The sequence below is a fragment of the Arenibacterium halophilum genome (assembly GCF_005938225.1).
Lineage (GTDB): Bacteria > Pseudomonadota > Alphaproteobacteria > Rhodobacterales > Rhodobacteraceae > Arenibacterium > Arenibacterium halophilum.
In genome coordinates, this window is sequence record NZ_VCPC01000001.1 from 186659 (window position 1) to 203701 (window position 17043).

The 17043-nt window shown below is 60.4% G+C and carries 12 protein-coding genes; 4 read left to right on the forward strand and 8 right to left on the reverse strand.

Annotated features, from left to right (window positions below; translation table 11 throughout):
• Positions 1-11: 11 nt before the first annotated feature.
• From FGK64_RS00970 to FGK64_RS00985, 4 genes are all read right to left on the reverse strand, one after another.
• Positions 12-2879 carry a site-specific DNA-methyltransferase gene (locus tag FGK64_RS00970; RefSeq protein ID WP_138861943.1) on the reverse strand — a complete coding sequence of 956 codons (2868 nt, stop codon included), beginning with the start codon at positions 2877-2879 and terminating at the stop codon, positions 12-14.
• Complete coding sequence (locus tag FGK64_RS00975) at positions 2876-3805, reverse strand: hypothetical protein (RefSeq protein WP_138861944.1); 930 nt, start codon at positions 3803-3805, stop codon at positions 2876-2878. Before FGK64_RS00975 ends, FGK64_RS00970 begins: the two co-directional genes overlap by 4 nt.
• Positions 3802-6810 carry a BPTD_3080 family restriction endonuclease gene (locus tag FGK64_RS00980; protein ID WP_171053937.1) on the reverse strand — a complete coding sequence of 1003 codons (3009 nt, stop codon included), beginning with the start codon at positions 6808-6810 and terminating at the stop codon, positions 3802-3804. Before FGK64_RS00980 ends, FGK64_RS00975 begins: the two co-directional genes overlap by 4 nt.
• A 568-nt stretch (positions 6811-7378) precedes the next feature.
• Positions 7379-8341: a LysR family transcriptional regulator gene (locus tag FGK64_RS00985; protein ID WP_138861945.1), complete on the reverse strand. Its 963-nt coding sequence runs from the start codon at positions 8339-8341 to the stop codon at positions 7379-7381.
• A 74-nt stretch (positions 8342-8415) separates the two neighbouring features.
• On the opposite strand from FGK64_RS00985, the gene FGK64_RS00990 reads away from it, so the two are divergent.
• The 4 genes from FGK64_RS00990 (at position 8416) to FGK64_RS01005 (ending at position 11838) form a co-directional block, all read left to right on the forward strand.
• Positions 8416-9558, forward strand: a complete 1143-nt coding sequence (locus FGK64_RS00990; RefSeq protein WP_138861946.1) for an aromatic ring-hydroxylating oxygenase subunit alpha — start codon at positions 8416-8418, stop codon at positions 9556-9558.
• A gap of 50 nt (positions 9559-9608) precedes the next feature.
• Entirely contained in the window at positions 9609-10001 is a 393-nt protein-coding gene (locus FGK64_RS00995) for a cupin domain-containing protein (RefSeq protein WP_138861947.1), read from the forward strand.
• 47 nt (positions 10002-10048) lie between these two features.
• Complete coding sequence (locus FGK64_RS01000; RefSeq protein ID WP_171053938.1) at positions 10049-10951, forward strand: amidohydrolase family protein; 903 nt, start codon at positions 10049-10051, stop codon at positions 10949-10951.
• A 419-nt stretch (positions 10952-11370) separates the two neighbouring features.
• Entirely contained in the window at positions 11371-11838 is a 468-nt protein-coding gene (locus FGK64_RS01005) for a carboxymuconolactone decarboxylase family protein (RefSeq protein WP_171053939.1), read from the forward strand.
• Positions 11839-12054: 216 nt separating this feature from the next.
• On the opposite strand, the gene FGK64_RS01010 is transcribed toward FGK64_RS01005, so the two are convergent.
• From FGK64_RS01010 to FGK64_RS01025, 4 genes are all read right to left on the reverse strand, one after another.
• On the reverse strand, positions 12055-13677 hold the full coding sequence (locus FGK64_RS01010; RefSeq protein WP_138861950.1) for a class I adenylate-forming enzyme family protein: 1623 nt from the start codon (positions 13675-13677) through the stop codon (positions 12055-12057).
• A gap of 89 nt (positions 13678-13766) precedes the next feature.
• Positions 13767-15080 (reverse strand): M24 family metallopeptidase, encoded by a 1314-nt coding sequence (locus FGK64_RS01015; RefSeq protein WP_138861951.1) that lies wholly within the window; start codon positions 15078-15080, stop codon positions 13767-13769.
• Between the two features lie 166 nt (positions 15081-15246).
• Entirely contained in the window at positions 15247-16521 is a 1275-nt protein-coding gene (locus FGK64_RS01020; RefSeq protein WP_138861952.1) for a TRAP transporter large permease, read from the reverse strand.
• Between the two features lies 1 nt (position 16522).
• Positions 16523-17017: a TRAP transporter small permease gene (locus FGK64_RS01025; RefSeq protein ID WP_171053940.1), complete on the reverse strand. Its 495-nt coding sequence runs from the start codon at positions 17015-17017 to the stop codon at positions 16523-16525.
• Positions 17018-17043 lie beyond the last annotated feature (26 nt).

Below are 17043 nucleotides of genomic sequence, written 5' to 3' on the forward strand. Positions count from 1 at the left end.
TTCGGCAACCGTTACACCCCCAAAACCTTCATGACCTCGTCCCCGAGGTGGTTGATCACCTTCACAGCCACCCTGCCCGACTTCGGCCGCGCAAACGGCCGCGAGACCGTCCGTTTCAGGCTCTCCCAGGCCTCCTCGTCGATCTCCCCCTTCAGCGTGGTCTTCATCTGCTTGTAGGGGATCTCCGCCCCCGGGAAATACGCGTGACGGACGAAGAAGGACGCCTCGTTGTAGTCGGTGTCGATGAACCAGCAGGCGATGTCGTCGGGCTCGGAGGACACGACTTCCCCGGTCGCGGGCTTGAAGATGTCAACGCCCAGCAGCTCGATCCGGATCTTGTCGCCGTCGTCCTTCACCTGGATGTCCGGCTCGCCGAAGACGACGAACAGGTTCCCGCCGCCGGCGCGCAGGTCGTCGGCCATGTGCAGGTCCGGGTTCATCCGCGCCTGGAGGATCGGCAGGCGGCCCAGCTTGCGGGTCTCGGCCGTGTGGGCGTCGTAGTTGAAGGCGCAGGTGATCAGGATGTCGAAGCCCATGTCGACAGCCTCGCGCGCGGCGGCGATCAGGTCGGCGCGTTGCAGGGTGCCATATTCGGGGCCGAGGAAGATGCCGGCCTTTCGTTCCGTGTCACCTTCCATGTAGAGCCCGACGGCGGCCAGCCATTCGCCCCCCGTCGCCTGGAGGGAGGTGAAGGTGATCCGGTCCTCCTTGTCGGACTGCTGGACTCCGGCCTTGGCGAGGTTGTCGAGGATGGCCGTGCGGTAGTTCTCGGCCTCCATCTCGCGCCCGCTGCGTTTGCCCTGGGCGGCGTCATGCTCCTCGATCAGCTCTCCGTGTTCGTTCACTGCCTGCGTGCGGTGCGGCGAGAGGCTTTCGACCGTGAAGGGGCCGGCAACGCGGACGCGCTTCTTGTCCTCGAAGGGCTTGTCGTAGAGGTATTCGAAATCGGCCTTGGCGGCGATGGACTTATCGATCTCTGTCTGGCGCGCGATGCGGGCCTGCCAGAAAGACTTGATGGCTTCCTTGGCGGCAGCGGGCCATCCCTCCGGCGCGTCGCGGGGGATTTCCCATTCCATGAAGCCGTTCGCCGGGGCCAATTCTCCGCTTGGCAGGTCAACCTCGCCAGAGGCGGTGAAGTCGATTTTCTTATCCTTCCGGCCGCCGGTTTCGACGGTGAAGGGCGTGGCGTGGCCTGTGAGCGCGGCGTTAAGGGCCGCGCGGGCCTCCTCGACGGCCGGTTGCAGGGTGTCCCAGATCGTGTCGATCTCGGTGTTGTTGGCGATGGACTTGAGCGTGATGTGGGGAACGCGGTCGTAGACGAAGCCGTGGCGGATGTCGCCATAGGTCGCGGCCGTGGCGGGGGCGGAGCGGGTGACCTCGGCCTCTTTCCTCTGCCCCTCGGGGCTGTCGGCGAGCAGATACCAGGGGTAGCGCGCGCCCATGATCCGGGCCCGGGCGAGCGCGAGGGCCACGCGGGATGTGTCGATGGTGATCCAGCGTCGGCCCCATTGCTCGGCCACGTAAGCGGTTGTGCCGGAGCCGCAGGTGGGATCGAGCACGAGGTCGCCGGGGTCGGTGGTCATGAGGAGGCAGCGTTCAACAACCAAAGTCTGGGTTTGGACGACGTAGACCTTGTCCTCAGAGAAGCCTGAGGACACAGTATCCACCCAGTTCGCATCGAAGTGCGTGAATGGAGAATCTTCGAAATACATCTTACGTTCAAGGGTCCTGCCAGACGCCCAGAAACGTTCGGATTTGCCCACTCGCGTCATTCCCACCGGGTGGGTGGACCATCCCCTCTTGCCAGAAGGGAGAAACCGATTTCCTTGATGCAGAACCTCGAAACGAGAACTCTCTGATCCGGTCGCGCTATAGGCCGCACGGTGGCGAAACACTTTGGCAACTGATTTGTCGATTTTGTCGCGCCTGATCGGCGCGTAGACTCCTGCTTCGTCTTCCGCAAAGACGGTCTGCCCTGGGAATGCTTCGCTTCTCTCGGCCTCTTTGAAGAGCCTGCGAAATTTGACGCGCTCTCTTTCCTTTGCAAACCATACGATTGAGTCTTGGGTTTCCGGTAAGAATGCGGCTGTCTGAAATCCACCGCGCTTGAACCTGATGACGCTGACAAAATTCTCCTCCCCAAACACCTCATCCATCAGCGCCCGCACCCGGTGGACGTTCTCGTCCCCGATCTGAACGAAGCACGACCCGCTCTCGGTCAGCAGCTCCCGCGCCACCACCAGCCGGTCGCGCAGGTATTGCAGGTAGGAATGGATGCCGTCGCGCCAGGTATCCCGAAACGCCTTCACCTGCTCGGGCTCGCGGGTGAGATGCTCCAGCTTGCCGTCCTTCACATCGCGCGAGGTGGTGGACCACTGGAAGTTGGAGTTGAACTTGATGCCATAGGGCGGGTCGATATAGATCGCCTGGACCTGGCCCTTCAGCCCCTCGCGCTCGGCCAGGGATGCCATGACCTGAAGCCCGTCGCCCAGGATCATCCGGTTCGACCACTTGCGGTGGTGGCGGTAGAACTCGATCTCCGCCTCGCGGTCCTCGTCGCTCAGCCCGAAATGGTCGAAGAGGTCGACGCCCCCGCCCTCTCCGTTCCGTTTGCCGCCGGCGCGCAGGTCCTCGATGATCGCCTTGGGGTGCACCTGCTCCTGAAGGTAGATCGGCGGCGCGTCGGCGGTGACGGCAGCCTGGTCGATGTCCTTGCCGCGCCAGATCAGCTGCGGATCGAGGTCCGGGTTCCGCAGGTCATAGGCCGCCTTGATCGGCCGCGCGTCGTCGGGGTCCATCATGGGGGCAAGCTCGGGCGTGGGAATGTTCACACGCTCGTCTTCGTGGGTGATGGGGTCGATCTGGGTCTTGTCGGTCATTGCTCTGCCTCGGTGCCAGCGAACGCCGCACGGACGGTATCGCGGTAGGTCTTGTAGGTGTCGATCAGCCAGGACTGGATCATGGGCCAGTCGGTTTCGTTCAGGTAGCCCTTGTCGATCTGGGAGACGAAGAAGCGGCCGTTCTCGGACGGCACCAGCGGTTGTCCCAGGCCCGCCTCGAGCGCGGTCCGGTGGTCGGCGAGAACGGAATGGATCATGTCGGCGTCGGCACCGGAGGTGCCGCGGATGAACGCCCCGGTGCTTTTCTGGGCGACAAAGAGCGAAACGACAAGCTTGGGCTCTGCGACCAGCGTGATCCAAGCATTTGAAGCGCGCCCGGGGTGCATGCCCTCGGCCACGAGATCGGGGTAGGCTTCGGCCATGCCGAGCCAGAATTTTTCCTTGGCGTCAAACCCGGAATCCGAGACGGCTGCGGCCTTTTTCTTCAGCGCCCTGCCCCAGTCATCCGGCTTTTCCACCACTTCGAATATGGGCGCGAAAGGGCTGTCGCCGATCCTGACAACGCGTGCCTTGACCGCGATGAAGGAAAAGCCATCGGCCGTGTGCTGGTTGAGCCAGCGGATGGCGGACAGGTGCGGCTCTCGAAACGAAGGAGCGATCCAGATCACCGTCTGCGCTTCCAGACCGGCCAGATAGGTCATGATCTGACCAAGGTGGGTGTGGTCGGTCATCTCCAGCTGGTTCTCGATCAGAACAACCGTATCATCCAGCGGGTTGCGGGCCAGGATGTCCGCCGAGAAGCTTTCAACCGCGACTTCGGTTCCGGTGAGTTCCAAGGGAATGCCGATGGCATCCGACAGGTGGTCGATGTTGTTCGCCAACCAAGGGGTGAACTGGTGGGCTTCATGCTTCCAGGCTTCACGCAAGGGAAGGTCCAGAAGGCGCCCGAACTGGACGTCCGTCATGCCGGCACCGTCCCGAGCATCTTCTCGATCGCCTCGTCCAGTGCAGGCCCAAAGTCGTTGATATCCCTCAATTCCGCGAACCCCCACTTGCCATAGGTGCTGAGCCGATTCACCGCCGGGATCCATTTTGCCCGCATGGTTTCGGCCTTCAGCATGGCATCGGGCCCCCGGTATCCCTTGACCTCGATGATCAGGGTCGTCGGCTCCGGCGCATCGAGCCGGATCAGGAAATCAGGCCGGTAGACCCGGGACTCGCCCTCCATCAGATAGGGCACATCGAGGCCGAGGTTGTGGTTCTTGGCATAGGACAGCACCGCCGGATGGTCCTCGATCCGGGCGGCCAGCTTGTCCTCCCAGTCGCTGTCGGTGATGATCCAGTTCAGGTGCGACTTGTCGGAGCGCGGCTGGTAGCGCGTGGCCTTGGTCGTGTTGAAGTTGACGCCCAGGGTCGACCCGGTCGGATTGTAGGGATCGAGGACGGCGCGCAGGACGCTGTCGCCGCCGGGCTTGTCGATCAGGGCGCCGAAGATCAGGTCGCAGACCTCATCGGCGATCTCGCGGTAGAGAAGCTGGGCCGGAACGGTGCCCCCGGTGCAGTGCAGGTGGCCCTCAGAGAGCCACTGGTTGACGATCCGCTTCGCCGCGGGGATCAGGTGCATGCGCGGCTTCTGGTGGGCATCGCGGAGCTTCTCGAACACCATATGCTTGGCGACGTGGTAGGCGATCGTGGATTGCCGGGTGGTGCGTAGGTATTCGAGTGTGAGCTTCTCGCTCTCGCCGACGATGCCCTGCATGGTGACCTCCGCGGCCGAGGTTTTTTCGGTCGTCAGAACGTAGCGCTCCATGCCTGAGAAATCGACGTCGAGCCGGTCCGACGGAAGGTCTGCGACATAGCCGATAACCCGCGGGAAGGTGATCTCGAGGTGATCGCGGTCAGGTGAGACGGCCCGAACATTGACCACGTCGCGCGGTTGTTGCGGCGGCGCGATCCTTGGTTGAGCCGAGAAGTTCAGACCGTCGATCCCCATGATGTCCGCGTATTCCGTGCGGAACAGCCCTGTCTCTGGATCCGCGTCGTAAGACAGACGCCGGAGGGCCCGACCGATCACCTGCTCGCAGATCAGCTGGGTGCCGAAGGCACGAAGGCCCAGGATATGGGTCACGTTGTTCGCGTCCCAGCCCTCGGTCAGCATCGAGACGGAGACGACGCAACGGACCTGCTCTCCCAGGCGCCCCTTCTTCCCTACGGTGTTCATCACCTCGCGCAGGATGTCGGCATCGGTGAGGTCCTGGTTCCCACCCCGCTCAGCCTGCTCCCGGCGGAAGGCCTCGATTTCTTCGGCATGGGCGTCCCGGAACGACTTGTCGACATCACCGCCGGCTTCGAGCGTGGCGCTGTCAATGAGAACCGTCCGGGGGCGAGGCAGGCGGTCTCCATCGGTCGAGAAATTGGAGAAGAGCTCGCACTTGCCCTTCACGGTTTCGATGACGCCGTTCGCATCCTCCCGCTCGTAGCCGGCCATGTAATCGCGCAGCAACTCCGAGTTCGTCGTGTTGTTGCACACGACGATGAAGACCGGGGGAATGTCGACACCCTCAGCCTCCCACAGCTTGTAGGTCTTCTCGTAGTGACCGTAGAGCGCGTCGATGGCCGTCTTCAGGGGGATCGGCAGACTCTGGGGATCCGGCTTGGCACCCCTGGTCTTCTTCGGCATCTTCTTCCCGATGGCATCCCAGAGCTTCCGGTAGAGAGGCTCGGGCTGACCCGGGAGATTGTCGGCGACAGGGACGCGAGGCAGCTTCACGATACCGCACTCGATGGCATCCATGAGAGAAAAGTCAGAGATCACCCATGGGAACAGGGTGCCTTCGATCCAGCCTGAACCGGAGAGAAAGAACGGTGTCGCGGAGAGGTCATAAACGGTATGGACGCCCAGCTTTTTCTTGGCGGCCTCGATACCAGAGATCCAGAGGCGCGCAGCTTCGGCGTTTTCGTCAGCCTCTTTTTTCTCGTCGCCCGTCAACTTGGCGACGATGCCGCCAGGTCGCTCGCGATAGCAGTGGTGGGCTTCATCATTGATCACGTTGATGCGTCCAAGCCCCATGAGCTCCGGCATGACCCGTTGCAGCATCTGGCCTTCTGTCTCCTCAGTGGAAATCTCTTCGCCATGGCCCTTGAGTGCCGATCGAGTGCCCTTTGCCAGCTGAACGCGCTCTCGCTTCTTGAACGCATGGTAGTTCGTCAGGACGATCTTGGCCCGTTGCATGTCCTGCATGAGATCGCCGGGGACCAAGTTGAGGCGCTGGTAATAGCTCTCCGCATCATTCGGCAACAACACGCGAAGGCGGTCACGGATCGTAATTCCAGGGGTGACGATCAGAAATCCGCGGGAATAGGTCTTCGAATTGGGTGACCGAACGGCATTCAGCGTCTGCCATGCGATCAACATGGCCATCACTGTCGTTTTCCCTGCACCTGTCGCAAGCTTCATAGCGACACGGAAAAGGTCCGGGTTCGCCTCCGCGTTCGCCGTTTCCAGACGCTTGCGAACCCGCTTACCGCGCTCGCCCATTTTCGGCGCGACCTCAGTCATCCAGATTGCCGTCTCGACGGCTTCGAGCTGACAGAAGAAAGGCCGGATGGCCTGGGTCTCGTCCCGCTGGATCGCACGCCAATGTTGGAGGAGCCGCTGCGTCACCGGTGTCACCTGCCAGTCGTTCGGGTTCGGCAGAGCCCGCCATGCATCGACCTGAGAGCGCATTTCGTTGACGAATTCGGTCACATTGTAGGCGACATCCTGTCCCTCAAGTCCCGCAGAGCTGAGTTCCATTTCACCCTGATGGCCGCCTTTGACGCTCTTGGGCTTGGGCATCGCGGAAATAAGTTCTGACTTCCGTCTGCGCGAGACTACCGTGTCGGTCGGCCTGCCATCGGCGTCCAATTCCCAGTGCTGCTCCGGAACAAAATATGGCGAGTTAAGAATTGGCCGCTCAAAAAATGACATGGTCGTCTCGATTATTTTCTGCTCACGGATACTTAACCAAAGGATGTTCCCCATGGCAATCAGTGAGGAAGATGGCTGAGGGCTTCATTCACTACGCGCAAGACATCAGTCAGGGCACATCTGCCAGGTGCTCGTCTCGGACGCACGTCCAGAGGAGGCTGGCATCGACTGCTCGGCCATCACCACCGCTCCCCGTCGTCGACTATCGGATCGGGAAGCAACTGCTATTCCCGACGTTGGTTGAAATCGGAACGCGGGGCGCTTGTCCTGTGCACCACTTGACCCGGTGCACCGGTTACGGCACATTCGCAGGCACACCGCCGGAACCGGTCCGGAATCGCTGAAAAATTTCCTTTGTTTTCAACGTAGTTTACTGGAAGGCACCAGCCCCTACCGCCGGAGCCATAAATCTCTTATTGAGATAAACTGTAGTGTGGCCTCGCAATCGCGAGGAAATCGTCGTGCTCGGCGGCTTCTACAAAAACTTCACAACATTCGGGTTGCGACGAAAGTGAAGGTCCGCGCCAATATCCTTATCGCCCTGTTTCGGATGTCAGCGGCGGGCAGATCAGAGCCTCGCATCTGCCGCGGAAGCTGCATTCAAGTCGCTGCGCTTCAGTTTCGCCTCAAGAAAGCTTCGCACCTTGTCCTGAACCGGAGAGAGGTTCTTTTCACGTCGCTTGAGCAGGTACATTGGAATTGACAGGTCCAGGTTTGGAGTACGCACCCGGCGCAACGACCCGCTTTGCAGTTCTTTCTGAATCGAGGACGCAAACAGAAACGCCAACCCACAATCGGCCAGCACCGCAGACTTGATGCCCTCGGGGTGCCCGATCTCCAGAGCGACGCTTCGGTGAACGATGCCGAAAGGCCTGAGCACGCTTTCGATCACCCCGTTCTTGGAGCTGCCCAGCTCATTGGTCACGAAGGGAAGGTTGGCGATCTCGTCAATACCCGCAGCGTCACCGACCAGCGTCGAGCCTTGCGCCGCGACCAGAACCAACTCCTCGTCCCAAAGCTTGGACACCTCCAACCCGTCGACGTTCTGCCCCGGGTCCAGACCGGTCACCGCAACATCGCTTACCCCTGCCTTCAGCGCAGCCACGCAATCGACGGCCGTATCGACCTGTACTTGAATGCTGATGCCGGGGTTTTCCCTGCGAAACGACGCAAACACGTGGGGCAACGTATAACCGCCTACCGTCAGAGAAGCTCCGACGACAACCCTGCCCCGCAGCGCGGTCGGCCCCTCGGACAGTTCGCGCTCGAATTCGCGTGTTCGCACGATCAGGTCGCGCGCCCATTTATAGGCCAGCTTGCCGTTGTCCGTCAGCACGATGTTGCGCCCCTGCTTGGTCAGCAAGTCCACCCCAAGCTTTTCCTGGATCGACTTCATGTGAGAGGTGACAGCCGGTTGCGCGATCCCCAGCTTGTCCGCCGCACGCGAGATGCTCCCAAGGTCGGCCACAACGCAAAAGACGTTCAGTTTGTGGAGCGTCAGCTGCGACCCGATAACCCGGTTGGAGAACATGGCGTGACCTATGCGGATGGTTATGCATTAGCTGGGAAATATATATTAGTGCGCCTGTATCCACGCGTCCATAGTTGACATCAAACGCGGCACACGAGGGGAGCGGTGCCGGCGAGGGGGTTCGCCCCGGTCGCCTGCTCGGGCGCCCGGCCGTTTTCCCGGCGCGGAGAGGAGCCAGCGCTATGCCTTACGTGAAAAACCTGTGGTACGCGGCCGGGTGGAGTGCGGACCTGGAACCGAACGCACTGTTATCGCGCAGGATCGTCGGCGAAGGGCTTGTGTTCTTCAGGCAGCGAAACGGTACAGCCGTAGCCTTGGAAAACAGATGTGCGCATCGCTTTGCGCCGTTGGACATGGGGTGCGTCGTCGACGCGGGGCTCCGCTGCGGCTATCACGGGCTTATCTTCGGACCCGACGGCACATGCGTTCACAATCCCCAAGGACCGGTGCCGAGGTCAGCGCGGGTCCGCAGCTTTCCGGTTGCCGAACAGAACGGCCTGATCTGGGTCTGGATGGGCGACCCTGACAGGGCAGACCGAACTCCCCTGCCCGACTACAGCTTTCTTGACGCGGCGAAACCGACTGCGCGCATCACCGGATACATGCACACCCGCAGCAATTACGAAATCATGTACGACAACATCATGGACCTGAGCCATATCGACTTTCTGCACACCACCACACTGGGAAGCGGATCGATTGCCAAGGTAACACCAAGGGTTCACGCCGGTGACGGGGACGAGATCGTCATCCGGTGGCGCAGCGACGGCCAGAAAGCTGCCCCTGTCTATGACCCCTACCTGCCCGAACCCGGAGGACGGGTTGACCAGACACTCGAGGTCAGGTGGCGCGCGCCTGGTCTCATGCTGCTCGTCAATAGTTTGCAACCGGAAGGCCACGGCGAAGACGCGCAACTGGTCAGCACCAATGTCCATCTTGTGACCCCGGAGACCGAAACCACCACGCACTATTTTTACGGCGGAATCAGGAATTTCAACGAAGACGACGCCAAGATGAATGCACAACGCGCCAAGGCGATCGAGGCAGCCTTTCGGGACGAAGACAAACCGATGGTCGAAGCGGTTCAGGCAAATATGGGCCATGAAACCGATATTCTGGCGTTGAAACCGGTCCTGCTGCCAAGCGACGCAGGTGCTGTACAGGCAAGGCGCACGATCAGGCGGCTATTGGCACAGGAAAGCGCGGCCTTGGCCTAGCGCCATGAACATTCCAAACCACGACACATTGCACAGCGGAGCCTTGAGTGATGACAACCGACAAGATGCCTGTTCTGGAATACACCCGCATCTACGCCGATGCCGATGGTAACTCACACTTTGCAAAAGACAGCTTTCTGTTGACCGAGCGCATCGAAGGCGCCGGGGTGCTGGATACCGCGACAAGCGCGCTTCCGATCAAGCGCGTCTGGTTTCGCCGGGTTTCCGAGAATGACGCGATGGGCACGCCTCACTGCGCACCGCGTCGTCAATTCGTAATGCACCTGTCAGGGGCCGTCGAAATCGAGGTCAGCGATGGCACAAAGCAGGTTTTCGGCCCTAACGAGATTGTTCTGGCCGAAGACACGCACGGCGAAGGCCATATCACACGCGGCGTCGGAGAGCTTCCACGTGTGATGGTGGTGCTCGAAATCGCAGAGTGACCACATCGCCCCAAACACGCGGTACAGACCCACAGGAGAATGTGACCTTGGAAGACCTTGTCGATAGCCATTTCCATATCTGGGATTTGAACAAGAACTATTATCCCTGGCTTACCGATAAAATTTCACAGAACGTTGCGAAGGTGACCGGGGACTACCGGTCGATCCGGCAGGACTACCTTATCGACCATTTTCGCGCGGATATCGGCAGTCTGAACGTGGTTGCCGCTGTTCATGTGCAGGCCGACGCGGATCCCAAGGACAGTGTAAACGAAACCGCGTGGTTGCAGTCGGTGGCCGACAGCACCGGAAACGGGATGCCGCAGGGCATAGTGGCGCGCGGCGATCTCAGCGCGCCTGACGCCGCCGAGATCATCATGGCGCACTGTCAATATGCGAACATGCGGGGAATGCGGGTTGAAATGCACCCCGGTCTGAATGCAGCCCCGGATTACGATCCGCTGAAAGACGAAACCTGGCTTCGCAATTTTGCGCTCCTCAGGGAACACGGTCTTGTCTTCGAAGTCCGTGCCGCCTCTCCGGAGCAGACAGACGGGTTGATCCGCCTCATGCGCGAGCACCCGGACACGACATTCATCTTTCCGCACCTCGGCCTGTCGATCTGGCGGGACGAAGACAGCGTTGCGGCATGGAAACGCAACCTGCAGGTCTATCGCGAGCTTGGAAACGTGTATGTCAAACTGTCGGGCTACGGTCTGTTCGGGCTTGGATGGACGATCGAAGAGGTCCGGCCCTACGTCCTGGAGTGCATCGACACCATGGGGCCGGACAGGCTTGTGTGCGGATCGAACTATCCGGTGGATTCAATGGCGGCCTCTTACCACCGCATCTGGGAAACGCATTCGGCGCTACTGGATGATGCCGGGTGCGACAGTGCTGAACGTCGATTGATCCTGCGGGACAACGCCATGAACGTTTACCGCCTGTAAGTGACTGCCCGCACGATATTTTTTCGCCGCCCCTGTCTCGATGCGGCGGTTCGAACGCACGCCGTCGCGCTTAGGAAGGCGCGCGATCCAAACGCATCGTGTCATTGCGATGGGCGCCATTGCGCAACCGCTCCACACACGCATAACGTGCAATACGCCAAAATCGTCTGACAATTTTGTATTGAACGAATCGCACCCATGGCCGATCATGGCGTGGATCAAGACCAGGGAGGACAGATCACGTGAACCACAAAGCAATCTTGGGGGTTATAATCAGCTTGGCCATTTCAGTTCCGCTCGCCGCGCATGCGCAGGACGAGCCCCCCTCGCGCCTGCCACTGGTGCCGGTTGATACCGACGACCCAATTCTGCGTCCGATGTTCCAGGGAATGATCGATCGTGGCGGAAAGCCGGCCAATATGCACAGGACAGTTGGAAACGCTCCGGCCATCTTCAAAGAATATGTCGATCTGGCCTATGCCATCCGGCGGGACGCGATCACGCCGCGCCTCGACCGCGAAGTGATGATCATGCGCGCGGCCCAACTGGCCAATGGCGAGTACGAGTTCCTCGCCCACAAGGCTATGGCGCTTGGCTGCGGGCTGACGGAAGAGCAGGCAAATGCAATGGAGAACTGGCAGGACAGCGATCTGTTCGACGAACGCCATCGCGCGATCCTTGCCTATGCCGATGGGCTTGCCAGCCCGGACAGCGTCGACGACGAAACCTTCAATGCGCTTGCAAAGCACTACAACCCGCAGGAAATCGTCGAACTGACCATGACGGCGAATTTCTATACCGCCGCGGCCCGGCTGACCAACGCGCTGAAAGTTCGGCCTGACGCCGACATCGAAAAGCTGTCCAAGCTGCAATCCTGCAGTGGCTGATGGTTGCCCTGCCCGCGTTTTGCCGTTCGGCGGCATAAGCCATTGCGGGACGTGGTGCTGACCCCACCTTTGCCCTTCTGGTGTCGCCAGAGGGGCAAAGGCGCAAGCGCTTGATTTCTGCGGATCAGATCATCCGCGCCACCGTCTTGGGTCTGATGGCGCCAGACAAGGCTGACGCGATCCTGCCCACAGGCGTCAGTCCCGTCAGGGCGCTGGTTAGCGTGACGCAGCCTTGGCGCCCTCTGCGTTGGCAAGGATCGCGCGCAGGGCCTGCTTCTGGATCTTGCCGTTGTTGTTGCGCGGCAAAGGCGTGTCCAGAAAGTTGTAGGTTTCCGGGACCTTGTAATCCGACAATCGCGCGGCGCAGTAAGCCTTCATGTCGGCACTGTCTCCGGCAACCCCTTCGCGGGTCTGGACGAACACATGCACCCGCTCTCCAAGTACCGGATCGGGATGGCCGACAACCGCACATTCCTGCACGGCGGGGTGATGGCTTAGAATTTCCTCGACCTCGGCGCAGTAGATCTTAAAACCACCCCGATTGATCATGTCCTTCTTGCGATCGAGAATGCGAAGAAAGCCACCTGCGTCCATCGTGCCTATGTCGCCCGAACGCCAGTATCCATCGACGAATTCCTTCGCATTCGCCTCGGGGTTGTCGAAATACCCGGGCACGACCATCGGCCCCGAAATCAACAGCTCTCCCGGCTCGCCAACATCGACATCCCTGCCATCGTCACTGACCAGCCTCACCTTGGCGCAAGGGACCAGCTTCCCCACGCTGTCCATGTTGTCCCGCCAATCGCTGATCGGCATGATTGTCGTAGGAGAGGTTGTCTCTGTCGATCCGTAGGCGTTGACAAGCACCAGTTGCGGAAGCTTTGCTCCTAGTGCCTCGATCGTGGCCGTCGGCATCGGCGCGCCGCCGAAGCAGCCGATCCGCCAGGCCGACAGATCAACATTGTTCAGGTCCGAATGCAGCGCGATCAGGGTATAGATCGTGGGAACCAAGATCGAGAATGTCATCCTTTCTCTCGATGCAAGCTCCAGAAAGGCCCGGCGCTCGAAAGACTCGCGCATGATGATCGCGCTTCCGCCAACCGACAGGATGGAAAACATCACGCCCACCAGCCCTGTAACATGGGACATGGGAACCGCGATCAGGGCGCGATCTTCATTCGTCAGGCAAAGCGTTTGCGCAAAGGCCATCGCAGAGTGCACGATTCCCAGATGCGTCAGGATCGCGCCTTTCGGCCGCCCCGTCGTGCCAGAGGTATACAGGATGACAGCGGCATCTTCTTCGTCCGCCGGCACCGGATCGACGGGTTCATCTGGCAGCAGCAGGCTTGCGAAGGACGGCGATATGCGCCCTTCGATCGAATAGGCGTGGCGAAGTGCCGGGGTGCTCGCGCTCTCGGGCAGGATCTCCGACAGCGCGTCTTCGTAGATCAAAATCCCGGCGCCGCAATCATTCAGGATGAATTCAAGTTCCTGTTTCTGAAGCCGCGTGCTGACCGGTACGGAAATGGCTCCGATCCGGATACAGGCCAGCACGATTGCCATATATTCCCACCGGTTCTTCAGGAAAATAGCGACCCGGTCGCCGACACCGATGCCCTGCGCCCTCAGTCCGGCGGCGATGGCCGAAACCTCGACATCCAGTTCCCGGTAGCTCAGGCGCCGTTCGTCGATAAGTGCCGGGCCATCCGCGACGGCGTTGACGACAGTCTCGAACATGGCGGATACGGTCGACGGACGATCCGCGTAACACGCCATGCTGCGCCCATCGAAATGGGTCTCGGTCCGCAGTTGCGGAACGTTGTCGCTATGCTGGTTCATTCGTCACTCCACCTCAGGCCTTGGGCATTCCCTGTCCGATCATCCGACGTAGCGGAGCCGCCTGCAAGAGCCAGACGAACGCCGAAGCCTCATTTGACATGGCCAATTTCCAACGGCGTATCCACCAGCTTTTCTGCGCCGCCGGGACGTACCACCATGAAGTCGCCAAGCATGACGCCAACGTCGACCTTCCATTCTGAATCGTGCAGGTCAATGTTGTTCCCCAGCGTCATGCCCTCTTCCAGCTCAAGTTCGCGCAGCCCATCGCCATTGCCGGGGTTGTTGCCGTATCCGCTTTCGTAGACCACGCTGAATTCGGGCGATGCCGTTCCCTTGGAGTTGAAGCCAAGTTCGACCCAATCGACGTTTGCTTTCTTCGCCGGTGCCCGGATCATTTCAACCGCTTCGCCAAAGGTGCGGCCCGGCACCAGCGCCTCCTGGCTGGCGTGAAGACATTCAACCGCCACGTCCCACAGTCGTTTCAAGCCATCGGGCACGGTTTTGCCAAGGTACACGGTGTACTCGGTATGCACGCGGTAGCCGCCGTATTGCGTATGGAATTCGGAAATCACAAGATCGCCATCCTGCAAGGGGCGCATGGTTGGAACCGCCGGATGTTCGAACCCGTGAAGCAGATGCCAAAGTTCGTCCTCCGGGTGGTCGACCGGCCCTGCCGCGAACAGGTTGAACATGATCGGTTCCGCGCCATTGGCGATCTGGGTATGAAGCATGTCGGCAAACACCTTGGCGTCGGGCGTGCCGGGCTGACAGGATTCCAGCATTGCATCAACCGCCTTGCGGGCAACCTTGCCCGCCTTCCGCATCATGTCGATTTCTTCCTCGCTCTTGGTGAACCGCATTTCTGACAGAAGCGAGGTCGCGTCGACGAATTCGACATCGGGCAGAACCTTTTCCAGCCCCAGAATATCGTGATGCAGGAAAGTTGTCTGGGTCTGAAGGAAGGATGAGAACCCGACCAGTCCGATCCGGGACTTGCTCAGCCCCCGTCGAGTCACTTCGTCCGCAATCCCCGGCGCGCCGCTCTTGTTGCGGAAATCCTGAACCCATTCCTGCGTTGATTGGAGCAAGCTTACCGGGCGGTTCATGTGCGCGACGTTGCTCCAGACCACCGGTTCGCCGACCAGAGGAAACAGGGCATCGGCACCGAACGCGGTTCCAACCTGCAACAGGTACCGCAGGTTGCCCATGCCGTTACCGGTGGAAATGTCATTCCCCATCAGGATCAGCGCGTCCAGCTTGGCGTGCAGCATCTTCTTGCGAAGCTTGTCCCACCGGCGGTTACGCTCTGTCAGCGAGATTTGCGGGATATGCTGCAACAGCTCTCTGGTCGCGTGGAAAACTTCGGGCAGCGGGCGTTTCGTTGGCGGAAAATCGGGTTGCATCAGTGTCTTGCTCCTAAAGTGTTCCGGTTGCAGCCGAGCGGTCCGATGCCTGTCATGGCATGGGATCAACGGCAGATTTCAGTTGAGTTCCCCTGCGGCCAGACCATCGTTCAGACGGCTGGCATCTCGCAGGGTGTTGAGATGTCGGCGTCCTGTTCGCGCTGCCTCAACCCAGCAATCGCACGAGGAACAGGGACAGGCCCGGCCAGTAGGTCACGATCATCAGCGCGATGATGTTGGTGATGAAGAAGGGAACAAGCCCCCGGTAGATGTCCTTCAGCGGCATGTCGAACATGGCTTGTGCGATAAAGATGTTGACCCCGAATGGCGGCGTGAACAGTCCGATCTGGATGTTGACCGCCATGATGATGCCGAAATGGATCAGATCGACTCCCATGCTGATTGCGATCGGCGCAAGAAGTGGCGTCAGGACAAGGATCGCCGAAGTCGGGTCGATCAGCGCGCCCACGATCAACAGAAAGCAGTTGATGATCAGCAGGCCAAGCCAGGGTTCGACATCCAGTGCGTTGAACGCATTCACCAGCGCCGCAGGAATACCGCTGACCGTCAGGATCCACGAATATACCCCGGCCGCGGCGACGATGATGACAACCTGCGCCGTCAGGTATACCGAATCTGCGGCGATATCCCAGACATCGGCCCAGGTCATGGATTTGTAGACGAAGACGGTGACCACCACGGCGTAGACGCAGGCCACGCCACCCGATTCCGTTGGGGAAAAGATGCCGGTATAGATCCCGCCAAGGATGATGACAGGCATCAACAGCGCCCAGACGCCATCGCGGCTGGCGCGGAAGAACTCTTGCCAATGGAACGGCTGCGTGTTGCCGACACCCTCACGCGCGGCAACGATGTAGATGCAGATCGCCATCAGCAGCGCCAGAAGAAGCCCCGGCAGGAAACCGGCAAGGAACAGCAACGACACAGCCTGCTCTGCCGACGCTCCGTAAAGGATCATCACGATGGACGGCGGAATGAGAGAGGCGATCCCCCCGGAGGTGACAACAAGGCCCGCCGAGGTCGCTCCGCTGTACCCATTGGCAAGCAGCGGTTTGTACATCAGCCGCCCGATCGCGGCGACCGTCGCCGGACCGGACCCGGAAATGGCACCGAATACGGTACATGCGCCGACGGTGGTCAGACCAAGACTGCCACGCACGCCGCCGATGAGGGACATGACCCAGGCGATGATGCGGTTGGAGATACCGCCCCGCGCCATGAGCTCGCCTCCGAACATGAAAAAGGGCACCGCCATAAGCGCGAAGCTGTTGATGCTGCCCAGCATCTGCTGATGGAGCAACGTCAGCGGGATGTTCATGTAAAGAACAAGGCTGGCAATGGACGCCACCAGCAGGACGAGGAAAATGGGAAAGCCGAAGACAGCAAGGCCTATCGGCAGCAAGGTAAGTGTCCATGCCATGTCAGTAACCAGCCTCTTTCTTGGCTTCGCTTTCAGAGCTCGATGCCGGTGGCATCGAAGCGGCCGCGTCGTCGTGCGGCGAGAGGGCTTGCCGCACCTTGGCGACAAGTTGGTAGACCCCGGCCAGTGCCATCAGACCGAACCCGACCAGCAGTGCGGCATTGGGAATGGCCAGTGGCAGCCCTTCGACCGCAGTGCGCTGATCGTTGCGCACCAGCATCTCGGTCGCCTGCCACGATTGCGGCACCACGATCAACGCAACCGCAAGCAGGCAGGCCGCGCTGCACGCAAGAACGACGGACCGAGACCGACGTGGGAAGACCGAGGCAACAAGATCAATGCTGAGGTGTTTGTCATCCAGCGTGATAAGCGCTGCGCCGATGAACGCCGACCAAAGCATGATATAGGTGATGATTGTCTCGGCCCAGAATATCGGCGCCTGAAGGATATACCTCGCAATCACATTCGAGAAATTGATCGCGACGCTGACAATCATCAGCGTCCCCAGGAAAAGCCGTATCC